The organism is Brevundimonas sp., from assembly GCF_004210735.1.
Lineage (GTDB): Bacteria > Pseudomonadota > Alphaproteobacteria > Caulobacterales > Caulobacteraceae > Brevundimonas.
Genome location: NZ_SDZL01000001.1, coordinates 1 through 16673 on the forward strand (window position 1 = coordinate 1; position 16673 = coordinate 16673).

The 16673-nt window shown below is 67.3% G+C and carries 15 protein-coding genes; 6 read left to right on the forward strand and 9 right to left on the reverse strand.

All coding sequences use genetic code 11. The features are described from left to right. Nucleotides 1–127 precede the first annotated feature (127 nt). The 4 genes from EON91_RS00005 (at nucleotide 128) to ychF (ending at nucleotide 5273) form a co-directional block, all read left to right on the forward strand. Nucleotides 128–2191, forward strand: a complete 2064-nt coding sequence (locus tag EON91_RS00005; protein WP_292090729.1) for a TonB-dependent receptor — start codon at nucleotides 128–130, stop codon at nucleotides 2189–2191. A 52-nt stretch (nucleotides 2192–2243) separates the two neighbouring features. Further along, nucleotides 2244–3584: a PepSY domain-containing protein gene (locus EON91_RS00010; protein ID WP_292090730.1), complete on the forward strand. Its 1341-nt coding sequence runs from the start codon at nucleotides 2244–2246 to the stop codon at nucleotides 3582–3584. An 11-nt stretch (nucleotides 3585–3595) separates the two neighbouring features. Next, on the forward strand, nucleotides 3596–4072 hold the full coding sequence (locus EON91_RS00015; RefSeq protein ID WP_292090731.1) for a copper chaperone PCu(A)C: 477 nt from the start codon (nucleotides 3596–3598) through the stop codon (nucleotides 4070–4072). A 103-nt stretch (nucleotides 4073–4175) separates the two neighbouring features. Beyond that, a complete protein-coding gene (gene ychF / locus EON91_RS00020) occupies nucleotides 4176–5273 on the forward strand; it encodes a redox-regulated ATPase YchF (protein ID WP_292090732.1) in 1098 nt (365 codons plus the stop codon). 156 nt (nucleotides 5274–5429) lie between these two features. Here the strand turns inward: ychF and EON91_RS00025 are convergent, their stop codons facing one another. The 7 genes from EON91_RS00025 to petA all read right to left on the reverse strand — a co-directional run bounded on the left by EON91_RS00025 (nucleotide 5430) and on the right by petA (nucleotide 12850). Continuing rightward, nucleotides 5430–5909 (reverse strand): hypothetical protein, encoded by a 480-nt coding sequence (locus EON91_RS00025; protein WP_292090733.1) that lies wholly within the window; start codon nucleotides 5907–5909, stop codon nucleotides 5430–5432. 69 nt (nucleotides 5910–5978) lie between these two features. Then, entirely contained in the window at nucleotides 5979–7595 is a 1617-nt protein-coding gene (locus EON91_RS00030; RefSeq protein WP_292090734.1) for a M28 family peptidase, read from the reverse strand. A gap of 81 nt (nucleotides 7596–7676) precedes the next feature. Further along, on the reverse strand, nucleotides 7677–9320 hold the full coding sequence (locus EON91_RS00035; RefSeq protein WP_292090735.1) for a M28 family metallopeptidase: 1644 nt from the start codon (nucleotides 9318–9320) through the stop codon (nucleotides 7677–7679). Nucleotides 9321–9401: 81 nt separating this feature from the next. Then, a complete protein-coding gene (locus tag EON91_RS00040; protein WP_292090736.1) occupies nucleotides 9402–10001 on the reverse strand; it encodes a DUF1579 domain-containing protein in 600 nt (199 codons plus the stop codon). Nucleotides 10002–10123: 122 nt separating this feature from the next. Beyond that, a complete protein-coding gene (locus EON91_RS00045; protein ID WP_292090737.1) occupies nucleotides 10124–10981 on the reverse strand; it encodes a cytochrome c1 in 858 nt (285 codons plus the stop codon). Between the two features lie 5 nt (nucleotides 10982–10986). Further along, the gene (locus EON91_RS00050) at nucleotides 10987–12291 is read right to left on the reverse strand and encodes a cytochrome b N-terminal domain-containing protein (protein ID WP_292090739.1); all 1305 of its coding nucleotides are present in this window, start codon (nucleotides 12289–12291) and stop codon (nucleotides 10987–10989) included. Between the two features lie 16 nt (nucleotides 12292–12307). Beyond that, nucleotides 12308–12850: a ubiquinol-cytochrome c reductase iron-sulfur subunit gene (petA, locus tag EON91_RS00055; protein ID WP_292090740.1), complete on the reverse strand. Its 543-nt coding sequence runs from the start codon at nucleotides 12848–12850 to the stop codon at nucleotides 12308–12310. A 195-nt stretch (nucleotides 12851–13045) separates the two neighbouring features. Here petA and EON91_RS00060 point away from each other — a divergent pair, with 195 nt between their 5' ends. After that, nucleotides 13046–13528, forward strand: coding sequence for a tRNA (cytidine(34)-2'-O)-methyltransferase (locus EON91_RS00060; RefSeq protein WP_292090741.1), 483 nt, complete (start codon nucleotides 13046–13048; stop codon nucleotides 13526–13528). On the opposite strand, the gene EON91_RS00065 is transcribed toward EON91_RS00060, so the two are convergent. Beyond that, a complete protein-coding gene (locus EON91_RS00065; RefSeq protein ID WP_292090743.1) occupies nucleotides 13495–14256 on the reverse strand; it encodes a hypothetical protein in 762 nt (253 codons plus the stop codon). The two genes, EON91_RS00060 and EON91_RS00065, sit on opposite strands and share 34 nt — an antisense overlap. Next, on the reverse strand, nucleotides 14253–14519 hold the full coding sequence (locus EON91_RS00070; RefSeq protein WP_292090744.1) for a hypothetical protein: 267 nt from the start codon (nucleotides 14517–14519) through the stop codon (nucleotides 14253–14255). The genes EON91_RS00065 and EON91_RS00070 overlap by 4 nt, the downstream gene beginning before the upstream one ends. Before the next feature lie 71 nt (nucleotides 14520–14590). Between EON91_RS00070 and EON91_RS00075 the strand changes: the two genes are divergently transcribed. After that, complete coding sequence (locus EON91_RS00075; RefSeq protein WP_292090745.1) at nucleotides 14591–16636, forward strand: TonB-dependent receptor; 2046 nt, start codon at nucleotides 14591–14593, stop codon at nucleotides 16634–16636. The last annotated feature ends 37 nt before the right edge of the window (nucleotides 16637–16673 follow it).

A 16673-nucleotide genomic window follows, 5' to 3' on the forward strand; every position in this document is an offset into this window, starting at 1 on the left:
CGTCATCGTCACCGCGCGCCGCCGCGCCCGCCATCCACCGCCCCGCCCCACGCCTGATTTCAGACCTTTGAGCCGCGCGCGAGCCGACGCCCGCGCGCCCATGCCTATCTGATTTTCAGGACAAACCATGTCTCTCAAGACCACCGCGGCGCCGTGTGCGCTGCTGCTGGCTGCATTCGCAGGCCTTCCCGCCCACGCCGCCGAGAACCCGGCGCAGGACCCCACCATCCTGGACAGCGTCATCGTCACCGCGCGCCGCGACGCCGAGGATCCGACCGTCGTCGCCGACGCCCGCGACCGCCTCAGCCGCACGCCCGGCGCCGTGGCCGTGGTCTCGGCCGAAAGCTACGCCAATCGCTTCGCCCAAGGGTTCGCCGACACCCTGCGCAACGTGCCCGGCGTGCTGGCGCAAAAGCGCTATGGCGAGGAAAGCCGTCTGTCGATTCGGGGCTCGGGTCTGGCCCAGGGCTTTCACCAGCGCGGCGTGCTGTTCGCCCAGGACGGCGTGCCCTTCGCCGACGCCGACGGGTTTTCCGACTTCCAGGGCGTCGATCCGATGAGCGCCCGCTATATCGAGGTCTACAAGGGCGCCAACACCCTGCGCTTCGGCGGGGCGCAGCTGGGCGGGGCGATCAACCAGGTCACGCCGACCGGCCGCACCGCCGCCGACGAAACGGTGCTGCAACTGGAAGGCGGGTCATTCGGCAGCCTCCGGGGCGGTGTCCAGTTGGCGCGCGAGCATGGCGACTGGGACGTGTTCGCCGCCGTGTCGGCGATGCAGTCGGACGGCTATCGCGACCACAGCGAACAGGGCCAGTCGCGCATCACCCTGAACGGCGGCCGGTCATTCGGTCAGAACCGCGAGGTGCGGCTGATCTATCAGGCCGCCGACATCAAACAGGATATCCCCGGCTCGCTATCGCTGACCGACGCCCTGGCCCATCCGGAAAGGGCCAATCCCGGCGCGATCACCGGCGACCAGGCCCGGGACCTGACACTGAAGCGACTGACGCTGCAAACCCGCTGGCGCCTGCACGACTCCACCGTGTTCGAGGGCGCCGTCTGGGGCTGGGAAAAGGAACTGTGGCACCCGATCTTCCAGGTGCTGCACACCGACAGCCAGACCGCCGGCCTGTTCGGCCGCTTCGACTGGACCGGTCAGGTCGCCGGCCTGCGCGCCGACCTGTTCTATGGCCTCAACTATCGTGACGGCCAGATCGACAGCCAGCGCTACCTGAACCTGGGCGGCCGGGCGGGCGCCCTGATGGCCGACAACCTGCAAAAGGCGACCGGTCTGGACATCTTCGCCGAAGGGCGGCTGTTCGTCACCGATCGGCTGGCGCTGGTCGCGGGCGGCTCGTTCGGCCGGGCCACGCGCGACTATGCCGACCGGCTGAACCCGGCCAACGACGACGCCATTGACTATGAGTGGTTCTCGCCCCGGCTGGGCCTGTTGTGGGCGGCGGATGGCGGCGCCCAGGTGTTCGCCAACGTCACCCGCTCGGTCGAACCGCCGACCTATGGCGCGCTGGTGCAGGCGCCGGCGGTCGGCTTCACCCCGGTGAGGGTTCAGGATGCATGGACGGCCGAGATCGGCACGCGTGGGCGCCGGGGCCCCTTCGCCTGGGACGTGACCGCCTATCGCAGCCGGATCGACGGCGAGATCCTGAACTTCATCACCGGGCCCGACATTCCCGCCGCCACCTTCAACGCCGACGAAACGGTGCATCAGGGGATCGAGGCGGGGCTGGACTGGCGCCTGCCGACCGAACTGGCCCAAGGCACGCTGCTGCTGCGCCAGACCTATGCCTGGAACGACTTCAATTTCGTCGGCGACCCGCGCTGGGGCGACAACCGCCTGCCGGTCGCGCCCGAGCATGCGTACCGCGCAGAACTGAGCTGGCGTCACCCGTCGGGCCTGTCCCTGACACCCTCGGTCGAATGGCGCATCAGCGATGTCTGGGTCGACTACGCCAACACGATGAAGGCGCCGGGCTATGCCCTGCTGGGCCTGAACGCCAGTTGGCAGGTCGCGGACGGCCTGACCGTCTTCGCCGACGCCCGAAACCTGACGGACGAGCGGCACGTGAACGAGTTTTCGGCCGTCACCGACGCGCGCACGGCCTCGACCGCCGTGTTCAATCCTGGCGAGGGTCGCTCGCTGTTCGTCGGCCTGCGGATGGCCTACTGACCCCCTCAGGCGGAGGCGGCCTCGCGTCGCCTCCGCCGTTCTGGAGATCGGCATGCGCCAGATCGAGACCCAAGCCCCCCTGTCCGGCGCCTACCGCGCCGTATGGCGATGGCATTTCTATGCGGGCGTGCTGGTCATGCCCTTCCTGATGCTGTTGGCCCTGACCGGCGGCCTGTATCTGTTCAAGGACGAGATAGACCGCGCGGTCTATCGGCCCATGATCCAGGTCCAGACTTCGCCAGCGACCGCCGCGCCCGACGCCTGGCTCTCGGCCGCCGAACGCGCGGGCGGCGGGACCGCCGCCAACGTCCTGATCCCGGCCTCGACCGACGAGGCGGTGCGTTTCCGCATCGACCGCGCCGACGGATCTCAGAAAACCGTCTTCGTCGATCCGCACACCGCGCGGGTCACCGGCGTCACCGCCTATGGCGGGGTGATGGAGACGATCAAGCAGATCCATTCCCTGTCGCTGTTCGGCCCGGCGATGAATCTGATCGTCGAGATCGTCGCCGGCTGGGCGATCATCTTGTTCGCGACGGGCCTGTATCTGTGGTGGCCACGCAGACGAGCGGGCGCCGTGTTTGCGCCGGTCACGGCGGACGCCCGACGCAGGCCGTTCTGGCGCGACCTGCATGCGCTGACGGGCTTATATGTCGGTGGGGTGATCCTGTTCCTGGCGCTGACCGGCATGCCCTGGGCCGCCGTCTGGGGCGATCGCTTCATGGCCGTGGTCCGCGACAGCGGCATTGGCCGCCCCGCCGCCCCGCCCGCCGCCAGCCCGTGGAGTCACGCCAAACCGCACGACACGCCCGCTGGCGTGGGCTGGACCATGGAGCACGCTGTGACCCGCGCCAGCCCCGTGACCGACCCCAGCCTTGCTCGCGTGATGGGCGTCGCCCAGGCCCATGACCTGCCCCGCCCCTACGTCGTCAACATCCCCCATACCAACGATCTGGCCTGGACCCTGGCGGCCCAGACCCGTCGCGCCCAGGACGCGCGCAGCCTGTATATTGATGGCCAGACCGGCGACGTGAAGGCCGATATCCGCTGGGATCAGTTCGGCGTGGGGGCCAAGGCCTTCGAATGGGGCATCGCCGTCCACCAGGGCATGCAGTACGGCCAGATCAACCGCATCGTCATGCTGCTGGGCTGCATCGGCGTGTGGGTTCTGGCGATCAGCGGCCTGATGATGTGGTGGAAGCGCCGCCCACCCGGCCTGTTGCGCGGCCTGGGGGCGCCCTCGGCCCTGCCCGGCGCCCGCGTCCGCTTCGCCGTCCTGGGCATCGTCCTGCCCCTCGCCATCCTGTTTCCCCTGACGGGCGGCAGCCTGCTGGTCGCCATTCTGGCGGATCGCGCGTTTCGCGTGATGCGCCGTCCCGCCGCCTCGAACTGAAGGTCCTCGCCATGAAGAAGATCGCTCTTTCCCTTTCGGCCCTCGCGCTGCTCGCCGCCTGCGACAGCGGCGATGGCAAGGTGACGGCCAGCTCGCGCACCAGCGTCAACGGCGTCGTCACCGGCATCCGCATCGATGATCCGTGGTGCCGCCCGACCCCGAACGGGGCAAAGGTCGGCGCCTGCTATCTGACCCTGACGGCCGACGGCGGGGACGACCGGCTGGTGTCGGTCTCCAGTGCACTGGCCGGCAGCGTCCAGATCCACGAGATGACGATGGCGGACGGCATGATGAGCATGGCCGAACTGCCGGACGGCCTGCCCCTGCCCGCCGGTCAGGCGGTCGCGCTGAAACCCGGCTCGACCCACCTGATGCTGATGGACCTGAAAGAGCCTCTGGCCGACGGCGGGGTCGCATCGCTGACACTGACCTTCGAGAAGGCGGCGCCGCTGGGCGTGCATGCGCCGATCCGTCAACCCGCGATGTAAACGTGCCCCTCCGCCCTGTGGGGAGGGGCATCTCGCGCGCGCTCCTGACAAACCGCCCCGAACCGGCTAAAGGCTCGCGCTCAATAGGAATCCCGAAAAGCCCATGGCCCTGAAAGTCGCGATCGTCGGCCTGCCGAACGTCGGCAAGTCCACCCTGTTCAACGCCCTGACCAAGACGGCGGCGGCCCAGGCGGCGAACTATCCCTTCTGCACCATCGAGCCGAACACCGGCGACGTGGCCGTGCCCGAGCCGCGTCTGAACGTTCTGGCCGCCATTGCCGGCTCGAAGGAGATCATCCCGTCGCGCATCACCTTCGTGGACATCGCCGGCCTGGTGCGCGGCGCGTCCAAGGGCGAGGGCCTGGGCAACCAGTTCCTGGCCAACATCCGCGACTGCGACGCCATCGCCTTCGTCGCCCGCTGCTTCGTCGACGACGACATCACCCACGTCGAGAACCGCATCGACCCGCTGGCCGACCTCGAGATCATCGAGACCGAACTGATGCTGGCCGATCTGGAGAGCCTGGAGCGTCGCCGGGTCGGTGTCGAAAAGCGCGCCAAGGGCGGCGACAAGGAAAGCCAGCTGACGCTGAAGCTGATCGACCTGGCGCTGATCCAGTTGAACGCCGGCAAGCCCGCGCGTCTGGCCGAGGTGTCCAGGGAGGACCAGAAGGCCTGGGACATGCTGCAACTGCTGACCGCCCTGCCCGCCCTCTATGTCTCGAACGTCGAGGAGGCCTCGGCCGACAAGGGCAATGAGTTGTCGGCCCGCGTCGCCGAACGCGCCGCCGCCGACCACGCCAACTCGGTCGTCATCTCGGCCCAGATCGAATCCGAAATCGCCGTGCTGGATGACGAGGAACAGGCCGAGTTCCTGGAAACCCTGGGCCTTTCGGAGCCCGGCCTGAACCGCCTGATCCGCGAGGCCTACAATCTGCTGGGCCTGCAGACCTATTTCACCGTCGGCCCCAAGGAGGCGCGCGCCTGGACCATCCCCGTCGGCGCCACCGCACCGCAAGCGGCGGGCGTGATCCACACCGATTTCGAAAAAGGCTTCATCCGCGCCGAAACCATCGCCTACGACGACTATGTCGCGCTCAAGGGCGAAAACGGGGCCAAGGACGCCGGCAAGATGAAGGCCGAGGGCAAGGCCTACGTCGTCAAGGACGGCGACGTGATGCACTTCCTGTTCAACAACTGATCACCCCTTCTCCCCTCGGGGGAGAAGGTGGCTTGCGAAGCAAGACGGATGAGGGGGTGGCCGGACCGGCCCTCGACATCACCCGCCTGCCCGCTGACAGCGCCCCCTCATCCGAGCGGCTCCGCCGCCCACCTTCTCCCCCGAGGGGAGAAGGGATCAGGGGGTCGCCGTCAGCTCCGGCGTTTCGGCCAGGGTGGTGCATTTGGTCAGGCTGACCTGCGCCCCCTGCCGATTCAGCCAGGTCAGGGTCATGTTCTGGCCCGACGCGGCCATGCGCACCCGTTCGCGCCGGGTCCCGCCCTCCGACTGACATGTCAGAGTCGCGTCATAGGCGCCGGCCGTCTGATTGATGGCGTCGATGGCGCAGCTGTTCTCATAGCCTTCGAAACGCTGCGGCGTGATCTCGATGGGGCGCTCGGCCCCCTTCGGCGCGGCGCACCAGGCGGCGTCGGCCGCCCATCGCCCGACGAAACTGGCCGGACCCGTGCCCGGCACGGTCGGCGTCAGCCCCGGCTGCGGCGGCAGGGGTTCGCCCGGCGTCTCGGCCACGGGCGCAGCGGGTTCGGTGGGCGGGTTGACCGGCTCGCGCCCACAGGCGGCAAGCCCGGCCATCAGCAGCAGGGCGGCGTATCTCATCCGCCCGCAACGCAAACAAACGGGGCCCGGTTGCAGCCGGGCCCCGTCGCAGTCACTCAGATCGACGCCCTATTGGCGCTGATCGGCCGTTTGTTCGCGCAGGGCGCGGAATTCGGCGTCCGGCTTCCACTGCGGCCACTCATCGCTGTTGGCGACCTGCTGACCCAGTTGAACCAGCAGTTGCAGGTTCTGGACGGCGGCGGTGTAGTCGATGTCCGCGCGCCATTCGTCGGTGGGCTTGTGATACAGGTCCTCCATCTGCTTCAGATAGAAGGGCTTGCCCACTGCGGCTCCACCGTCGACGAAGTCCACGCTGGTCCACGGCATGATGGCCGGCACCCCGCCCATGGCGAAGTTGAAGTGGTCCGAGCGGTAATAGAAGCCCTGCTCCGGCTCGCCGTCGCCAACGATGGTGCGTCCGCCCTGCCTGGCCGCGAGTGCCGCCAGATCGTCTTCCAGCGACGACTTGCCGATGCCGAACAGGGCGACCGTCGTCGTGGCCGGGGTAAACGGCAGCATGTCGATGTTGATGTTCGCCGCCGTGGTCGCCAGCGGGTAGATCGGGTTTTCCGCGTACCATTGCGAACCCAGCAGGCCCTGCTCCTCCGCCGTGACGTGCAGGAAGACGATGGATCGCGCCGGGGCCGGTCCCGCCTTCAGCGCGCGCGCCACTTCCAGTACGCCCGCCGTGCCTGACGCATTGTCCCAGGCGCCGTTGTTGATGGCGTCGCCGGCGTCGTTCGGCTTGTCATTGACGCCGACGTGGTCCCAGTGCGCCGAATAAACGACGTACTCGTCGGCACGCGTCGTGCCCGGCAGCTTTGCCAGCAGGTTGGACGAATGGATGACCTCGCGGTTCTCGGCGATATCCAGGCTCAACTTGACGCCGGTGTCCATGGCCTTGAAGACGCCGCCCAGCCTGGCCTTCTCGACGAAGGCCGCCAGTTGACCACCGTGCGATGCGGCCATGGCCTGCGCCGCCGTGCCGTTCAGCGAGCCGTTGAAGCCCACGGTCTGGGCTCCGGCGATGGTCATGCGCGCACGGCCTGCGCCGAACGCGGCCCGGCGCCAGCGTCCCTCGGCGCCCTCGCCCTCGACCAGGGTCAGCACGCCCAGGGCGCCGCGCTTGAACGCCTCGGCCTGCTTGTGCTCGGCCGCGCCATAGAAGTTCGGGTCTTCGCCGAACGCGGTCGGCTGGCCGCGCAGGATGACCACGATCTTCCCGGTCAGGTCCATGTCGCCATAGTCATCCCAGCCCCGTTCGGGGGCCACGATGCCGAAACCGGCGAACACGACCGGGGCGTCGGCGATCTGGATCGCGCCCTCGCCCGTCAGGGGACGCAGGGTGATGTCGGTGGCCGAGGTCAGGGTGTGCGAGACGCCGTCATGACCCTTCCAGCTGACGGTCGGCGCGCGGCTGGGCGTATAGCGCACCAGATCGACCGGCTGCAGCCATGACCCGTTCGGGCCGCCGGGCTGATAGCCCATCGCCTCATACTGGGCCTGCAGGTATTTGAGGGTCAGCTCCTCGCCGACCTTGCCCGGAAACCGGCCCTGGAAGCTGTCATCGGCCAGCGTCCGGATGTGATCGGACAGGCGTTCGGCGGAAATATCCTGGGCGACGGTGGCCCCGGCGGAAAGCAGCAGCGCGACGGCGGCGGTCGCGCCGAGAAGGCGGCGGATCATGAAGTGTCTCATCCCTTTAGGTTTTTCTCAGCCTAAGGCCATGCCGTGGCGCGGCGCATTAAGCTTTCGTAATGCGGCCGATCAGCGACGAACGGCGTCGCTGGCGGCGCGCACCGGACCGAACTCCGATCCCGGCTTCCAGCCCGGCCAATCGCGGCTGTTCGCCAGCTCGCGCCCGATCCGGTAATAGACCTCCAGGTCCTCGATCTGTCCGCGCAGGTCCCAGTCGGCCGACCATTCGTCATCGGCCTGGTGATAGCGTTTGGCGCCGTATTCCTCGCGCATGGCCAGGCGAGGCGCCACCGGCTCGTCGCGGAAATCGCCGCCACCACCCGCATAGGCCATCGGCACACCGCGCTTGGCCAGCGGGAAGTGGTCCGAACGGAAATAGCCGCCCGCCGCCGGGTTGCGGTCCGGCTCGATGGTCCGACCCTGCGCCTCGGCCACCGCCTGCATGCGCTCGTCCAGATCGGACTGACCGTGGCCCGTGACGCCCAATCGGGTAACGCGGCCATAGACGTTCATCGCGTCCTGGTTGAAGCCAGCGACCGTCATTTCCAACGGATAGACGGGATTTGCGGCGTAATATTCCGAGCCCAGCAGGCCGCTTTCCTCGGCGGTGAAGGACACCATCACGATCGAGCGTTGCGGGCGGGGCCCGGCGCCGAAGCGGCGCGCCATCTCGATCAGGCCCGCCGTGCCGGTGGCGTTGTCCACGGCGCCGTTGAAGATCCCGTCGCTGGTCTCGGTCGGCTCGGCCGTGCCCAGGTGATCCCAGTGGCCGGTGTAGAGGATCGTCTCGTCCGGATGGGTCGAGCCCGGCAGGCGCGCGATGACGTTGTGCGTCGTGATCTGCGAGGTCGCCACGTCGAACGTCATGTCCAGCGTCACGCCGGCCAGCGGCGTCGGCTGGAAGTCGGGGCTGCGGGCCTGAACCTTCAGCGCCTCGAAATCCAGGCCGGCACGGCGGAACATGTCCACCGCCACGTCGCGCTGGACCCAGCTTTCCAGCGGCACGCGCTCGGCCGCCGCATCGGCGCGGACGATGTCGAACTGGGGCGTGGTCCAGGAGTTGGTGACGGTGGCCCAGCCGTACGAGGCCGGGGCCGTCTCGTGCACGATGATGACGCCCGCCGCGCCCTGACGCGCCGCCTCTTCATACTTGTAGGTCCAGCGGCCGTAATAGGTCATGGCCTTGCCGCCGAATGTGTCCAGCGCCGGCTCTTCGAAGTCGGCGTCATTGACCAGCACGACCAGGATCTTGCCCTTCATGTCCTGGCCCTTGAAGTCGTCCCAGTTCCGCTCGGGCGCCTTGATGCCATAGCCGACGAAGACCAGCGGAGCGTCGTTGAGGTCAACCGACGAGCCCGGCAGCCGGGTAGAGGCGACGATCTGCTGACCTTGGGTCAGCGGCACGCTCCAGCCGTCGCCCTTCAGAGCGCCGGCGACGTTCGAGGTGGTGAAGCGGTTCAGCGTCACCGCCTGGGTCCAGCCGCCGTTTTCGCCGCCCGGCTGGAATCCTGCGGCCGCATACTGTTCGCTCAGATAGGCGATGACCTTGTCTTCGGCCGGGGTGGCGATGCCGCGTCCCTCGAAGCTGTCGTCCGACAGCACCCGCACATGCTCGTTCAGGCGGGCGGCGTCAAAGCCGCTGTCCTGACCGACGGCCAGGGTCGACAGGGAGGCGGACGCCAGCAGGACGGCGACGAACGAAACAGCACGCATACGGAAGGACTCCCCGTGGAACGACGAAGCCGCGACCCTAAGGTCGTCGCGCGCCGCTGTCGACGGCGATCCGTCGCCGGATCAGGGCGTGGGCGGCACGGGGTTCGCGGCTGGCCAGCCGGTGTCGCCGACCCGGCGCAGGGTCAGCTTGACCACCTGCATCGGCTCGCGCCCCTCGGCGACGAAATGGCCCAGTTCGCTCCACTCCCCGTCCTTGAAGGTCGCCACATACCGGATTTCGCCACCCCGGCTGGGCACCGTCCAGCGGAAACCGTCGGCTCCGCCTTCCAGCGGAAAGTCCTGGGCCTGGCCATTGGCATAAGACCGCATGACATAGCGGCTGTTCGCCTCGTCCCACGACAGCACGGCGAAGGCGTTGAAGGCGACGCTGCCGTCGGCGTTATAGCTGCGCCCCTCGATGATCTTGATCGATCCGCCCAGCATCGGGCCGATCCGCTCGGTATGGACCACGGTGTGCGTCTGGCCCGGCCCGGTCATGGCCTCGGCGGTTCCGCGCCATTCCCCGTCCATCCAGGCAAAGGCCTCCATCGCCTTGCGCTGGGCCTCGGTGCCCTGGGGATGCAGGGCCTGCCCGGCGGCGGGGGTGGCGATAGCGGTTGGCGCGGCGGCGATCAGCGCCAGGGTCATGATAGGGGCGGCAAAGGCGGCGACGAGCGTCATCTCGATCCTCCTGCTGGATGACCGACGATACGCCGATGCGGAGGCGCCGACAAACCGCACACGAAAAACCCGCCGAAGCGACGCTCCGGCGGGTCAATCATTTCCGTCCGAACGGCGGTCCCTTAGTGGGCGACGCCCTTCCAGATGCGGCGATAGCTGGCGTAGGTCACGCCCGCGAACAGCGCCAGGAAGATCATCACGCCCAGACCGGCCTGTTTGCGTTCGACCATCTTCGGCTCGGACGTCCAGGCGATGAAGGCGGCGACGTCCTTGGACATCTGATCCACCGTCGCCTCGGTGCCGTCGTCATAGGTCACCTGGCCGTTCTGCAGGGGCGGCGGCATGGCGATGAAGCCGCCGGGAGGGGCATGCCCCTCGCCTTCCCAGAACGGGGTCAGATCGCCCGCCATATAGGGGTTGTAGTGCTGGGTCGACGTCATCTTCAGGCCAGCCGGCGGGGCGCGATAACCCGACAGCAGCGAATAGATGTAGTTGGCGCCGTCGTGACGGGCCTTGGCCATGACCGACAGATCCGGCGGGAACGCCCCGCCGTTGGCAGCCGCTCCGGCCGTGGCGTTCGGATACGGCGACGGGAAACGGTCGGCCGGAACGGCGTCGCGCATCAGCGACTCGCCGGTCTCGCTGTCGATGTCCGCGACCTGGATTTCCTTGGCCAGCGCCTTCACGACCGGGTTGTCGTTCGGGTTCGGGTATTTCGGATTGTAGAACGGCCCGTTCTGGTCGCCCAGGTTCCGGAAGTGCATCAGGCTCATGCTGTGGCACGAGGCGCAGACTTCCCGATAGACCTTGTAGCCGCGCTGCAACTGGCCCTGGTCGAACGTGCCGAACGGCCCTTCGAAGCTGAAGCCGCCCGAACGGGGGTGCGCCGCGCCGCCGGCGGCCAGCGCCGGAGCGGCGACGGCCAGCAGGCCCACCGCCGCGGCGATGGAGGTCAGGGTGGTGCGAATGGAAAGCGACATCGCGATCAGCCCTTCTCGGCTTGGGTTTCGACGCCCGGCAGAACCGGTTCGGAGATCGTCGCCGGGATCGGCAGCGGCGTTTCCTTCAGCCCCAGCACCGGCATGATGACGATGAAGAAGATGAAGTAGTAGGCGGTGAGCAGACGCGTCAGCCACAGGTAGCTGTTCAGTTGCCCATCAGCCACGGTGAAGCTGGGCATGCCCGGGATGACCTGGGCGTCCGGCAGTTGCGCGCCGCACCAGCCCAGACCCACGCCCACCACCAGGAAGATGATGAAGAAGGTCCGCATGGTCGGGCGATAGCGCATAGAGCGCACCTTGGACGTATCCAGCCACGGCAGGACGAACAGCACGCCGATGGCGCCGAACATCGCCACCACGCCGCCGAACTTGTCCGGAATGGCGCGCAGGATCGCGTAGAAGGGCAGCATGTACCATTCGGGCACGATGTGCGCGGGCGTCTGCAGCGGGTTGGCCGGGATGTAGTTGTCGGCGTGGCCCAGGGCGTTCGGCATGAAGAAGACGAACAGCGCGAACAGCATCAGGAACAGGATGATGGCGAAGCCGTCCTTGACCGTGAAATACGGGTGGAACGGCACCAGGTCCTTCTTGGCCCGATCCTTGGGGATCAGGATGCCGACGGGGTTGTTCTGACCCGCGTGGTGCAGGGCCCACAGGTGCAGCACCACGCAGCCGGCGATGACGAACGGCAGCAGATAGTGCAGCGAGAAGAAGCGGTTCAGCGTGGCGTTGTCGATGGCCGGGCCGCCGCGCAGCCAGATCAGGATCGGCTCGCCGATGACCGGGATGGCCCCGATCAGGTTGGTGATGACCTCGGCGCCCCAGAAGGACATCTGGCCCCACGGCAGGACGTAGCCCAGGAAGGCAGTGGCGATCATCAGGAAGAAGATCACGCAGCCGACGATCCAGATCATCTCGCGCGGCGCTTTATAAGAGCCGTAGTAGAGCCCCCGCAGCATGTGCAGATAAACCGCGATGAAGAACATCGACGCGCCGTTGGCGTGCACATAGCGGATCAGCCAGCCGCCGTTGACGTCGCGCATGATGCGCTCGACCGAGGCGAAGGCCAGGTCGACGTTCGGCGTATAGTGCATGGCCAGCACGATGCCGGTCACGATCTGGGTGACCAGGCACAGCGCCAGGATGCCGCCGAAGGTCCACCAGTAGTTCAGGTTCTTCGGGGTCGGCAGCGACATATAGTCAGCGCCGAAGCGGATGATCGGCAGGCGGCTGTCCAGCCACTTCTCGACGCCGGTCTTGGGGACGTATGTGGATTCGTGATCGCTCATGGTTCTCGGTCCGTCCTCAGCCGATCTTCACGCGGGTGTCGGACAGGTATTCATAGGTCGGCACCACGAGGTTGATCGGGGCCGGGCCCTTACGAATACGTCCCGAGGTGTCGTAGTGCGAGCCGTGGCAGGGGCAGAACCAGCCGCCGAAATCGCCCGCGCCGAAGGTGGGAACGCAGCCCAGGTGGGTGCACGAACCGACGACGACCAGGAACTGGCTGTGGCCTTCCTTGACGCGCTCGGCGTCGGGCTGCGGATCCTTCAGGTCCGAAAGAGGGGTGTTCACCGCTTCCTGGACTTCCTTGGGGGTGCGGTAGCGGACGAAGACCGGCTTGCCCTGCCACTTGATGACGACCTGCTGGCCTTCCTGCACCTTGGTCAGATCGAATTCGATCGACGCCAGGGCCAGGGTGTCGGCAGACGGGTTCATCTGGTTGATGAGCGGCCATGCCACCATCACGCCCGCGCCCACGGCGGCGGCCCCAGCCGCAATGTGAATGAAGTCGCGGCGAGTGGCCTCTTGGCCCTCACCTTCAGCTGTCACGACCGATTCGGCCACGTCTCACCTCTCGAACGCCGCGTACGACGCCCGGGCGGGCGCCGACTCTTTCGGCACGATCCTTTAGCCGACCCTTGCGAGGTTCGCCCCGGCCTGGCTTTGCGGCTGATGGCCGCAAGCTGCTGACGCTTCTTGCGAAACGGTCGCAATTCAGGCCGCGACAAGCCCTCAAGCCGCGCGTATGAGGGCCTTAGAATGCGTCTCGCCCTTTTTCAACCGGACATCCCGCAAAACGTCGGCGCCTGCATCCGGCTCAGCGCCTGTTTCGGCGTCGAACTGCATGTGATCGAGCCCACCGGCTTCCGTTTCGACGACCGCGCGATGAAGCGCGCGGCGCTGGATTACGGGCCGCTGGGTCATATGACGCGGCACGCGGACTGGGACGCCTTCACGCGCGACCGGCCCCCGGGGCGGCTGGTGCTGTTCACGACGAAGGGGGCGACGTCCCTGCCCGACTTCGCCTTCCGTCCGGATGATGTGTTGCTGTTCGGCAAGGAGAGCGCCGGCGCGCCCGATTACGTTCACGCTGCCGCCGACGCCCGTGTCGTGATTCCGCTGCGCCCCGAGGCGCGCTCGCTGAACCTGTCCGTTACAGCGGGCATCGCCCTGTTCGAAGGGCTGCGACAGACGGGCGGTCTGCCGGTTCACAGCGCTGTCGGCTCTGCCGCAATGACATAGTCCGAGCCGTGGCGCAGGCCGCCACGCTCATGGCACAGCGCCAATCCTCGCGTGCGGATCTCCTCGACCGTATCCGCAAGACGGCCGGCCAGAGCGCGATCAGCCAGCCGCTCCAACCGCCGCGTGGCCATATCCAGTTGGCCGTTCACCCACCGGGCTCGATAGCGGTTGGGGAACCGCCGCGCCGAGATCACCCGGAAGCCGGCCTCGTTCAGGACGTTGACCGTCCATTCCGCCGGAAACTCGCGATAGGGCGTCTCGTCGGCCAGCAGCAGCACAGCGTCCCTCAAGCGTCCGATCTCCCGGACCAGCCGCCCTTCGGCCGTATCGGCCGGGCCGATCACATACGGATCCAGGCCGACGACATAGAGGCGCCGGCGCACCAGCGGGCGCAAACGACGCAACATCTGCGACTGGAAATAGGGTGAGAAGCCCTCGACAGCGCCGATCAGATAGTCCGCCAGGACGGTGTCATACACCTGACCCTCCAACAGGGCGGGATCAACCCAATTGCCGACCAGCAGCCGGTCCTGCGATCGCAGGCGATCCCCGACGGCGGTCCGCACCTGATCGGCGTGTCCGACCGCTGCAGTGACGCCGGTCCACCGTTCTGTCATCAGTCCGGTCGCCCACAGGCTGGAGTTCACCCCCGTGCCCGCGTCCAGGAAATCGCCCCACGGCGTATCGCCCTGGAGAGTCGCGATATGGGTGAAAAGGCTGGAGGTCACGCGGCGCTGCCTGACTCGGACTCGCAGGCCACCACGCGTAAATCCAGCCTGCAGTCGATGACGTCCAGCAGTCGCGCCGCCGCCTTCAGCGTCATGCGTTCGGGGCGGGCCAGCCAATAGCACACCAGACCGCGGGGGACCCCAAGTCGGCGGGCGATGGCCGACTGATTCAGACCCTGACGTTCGACCGCCGCCCGAACCAGGACCCACAGCCGATGCTGCAACAGATCGGCCGCAGGGGCCGGCGCGCTGTCCATCTTCATTCCGTCTCACTGCTCTTGATAGATGTTATGCTATAACATAATGGAAGCACTCTTCATGAACGGGGAGCGCTATGCACTCAAGAAAAATCCTGCTCGCCGCTGCGAGTCTGTCGGCCATTTCCAGCGGCGCATGGGCCGCCACCCTGCCGCAATCAGGGCCCGCGACGACACGACTGGACGACATCATCGTCGTCGCCGATCCGTTGGGCCGGTCGGGTCAGGATGTGATCTCGAACGTGGCGGTGCTGCGCGGCGACGAACTGATCCAGCGACGCCAGTCGACCCTGGGCGAAACCCTCAGCGGCCTGCCCGGCGTCAACTCCGACACCTTCGGCGGCGGCGCCAGCCGCCCGGTCATTCGGGGCCAGACGGCCCCGCGCGTGAAGGTGCTGACCGACGGCTCCGCGCTGATGGACGCTTCCGAAGTGTCGCCTGACCATGCGGTGTCGGGCGAGCCGCTGCTGCTCGAAGGGATCGAGATCCTGCGCGGTCCGTCAGCCCTGCTTTACGGCGGCGGCGCCATCGGCGGCGCAGTCAACCTGATCGACAAGAAGATCCCCACCCGCGTTCCCGTCGACGGCGGCGAAGGGGTTGCGGAAATTCGCATCGGCTCGGCCGACAACGAAGAGGCCGGCGTGATCGGCCTGACCGTCGGCGCCGGATCGTTCGCCATGCGCGTCGAGGCCGCCGGCCGTCGCACCGACGACTATCAGGTTCCAGACTTCGACGAGGACGTGCTGGACGGCTCTTACAATCGTGGCTCGACCGCCACCCTGGGCCTGTCGTGGATTGGCTCGCGCGGCTATCTTGGCGCCGCCTACACCCAGCAGCGCAGCGAATACGGTCTGCCGGGCCACAACCACGAATACGAAGACTGCCACCCGCACGGCTCCAGCCTGCACTGCGGCGGTCACGGCCATGACGACCATGATCATGACCACGATCACGACCACGATCATGACCACGTCCCCACCGTCGACCTGATCAGCAAGCGGGTCGATGTGCGCGGCGAACTGGAGAACCCCTTCGCGGGCATCGAGCGCGTGCGCTTTCGGGGCGGCTTCACCGACTATCGCCACGACGAAATCGACGACGGCGAAATCGCCACCACCTTCACCAACGAAGGTTATGACGCCCGCATCGAAGCGCAACATGCGCCCATCGGCGGCGTACGCGGCGTGGTCGGCGCCCAGGTCAGCCGCAGCGACTTCGCCGCCGTAGGAACGGAATCCTTCATTCCCGAAAGCCGCACCGAGACCCGCGCCTTGTTCGTGGTCGAAGAGTATGTGGCCGGCGACTGGCGCTTCGAGGGCGCATTGCGTCAGGAATGGCAGGACGCCGAGGCTCTGGGTCGCGCTGACGCCAGCCACGATCCGCTGTCGGTCTCCGCCGCCGCCAACTGGAGCTTCACACCCGGCTACGTGGCCTCACTGTCGGTGGCCAGATCACAACGCGCCCCTACGGCCCAGGAGCTCTATGCGCGCGGTGTCCACCTGGCGACCAACACCTATGAGATCGGCTCCGCGGACCTCGATGTCGAGACTGCAACCTCAATCGAGCTGGGTCTGAAGAAGACCGACGGCGCCACAACCTTCGCCGCCAGCCTCTATCACTACGGCTACGACGGCTACATCTACGCCCGCACGCTGGACCAGTTCGAGGACTTCCGCCTGATCCGATACAGCCAGTCCGACGCCCGCTTCACCGGTATTGAGGGCCAAGTCACGCATGATGTCAGGCCAGGTCTGTCGGCCACCGTCTTCGGCGATTATGTCCAGGCCGAACTGACCGGCGACGGCGGCGACCTGCCCCGCATTCCGGCGGGCCGCCTTGGCGCGCGTGGCGACTTCCAGCAAGGGCCGTGGTCCGGGAATCTGGAGTATGTCCGCGTGTTCAAGCAGGACCGCATCGCCGACTTCGAAAGCGTCACCCCCGGCTACAACATGATCAACGGCACGCTGGCCCACGACGTGACCGTCGGCGACTTCGACGGCCAGATCTTCGTGCGCGGCGCCAACCTGCTGGACATCCGGGCGCTGAACCACGCCTCGTTCATCAGCGACCTGGCCCCCCTGCGCGGCCGCAACCTGACGCTGGGCGTCCGCGTCCGGTTCTGATCGGCCGAGCGGCCAGAAACAAAGGGGCGCGGACGAC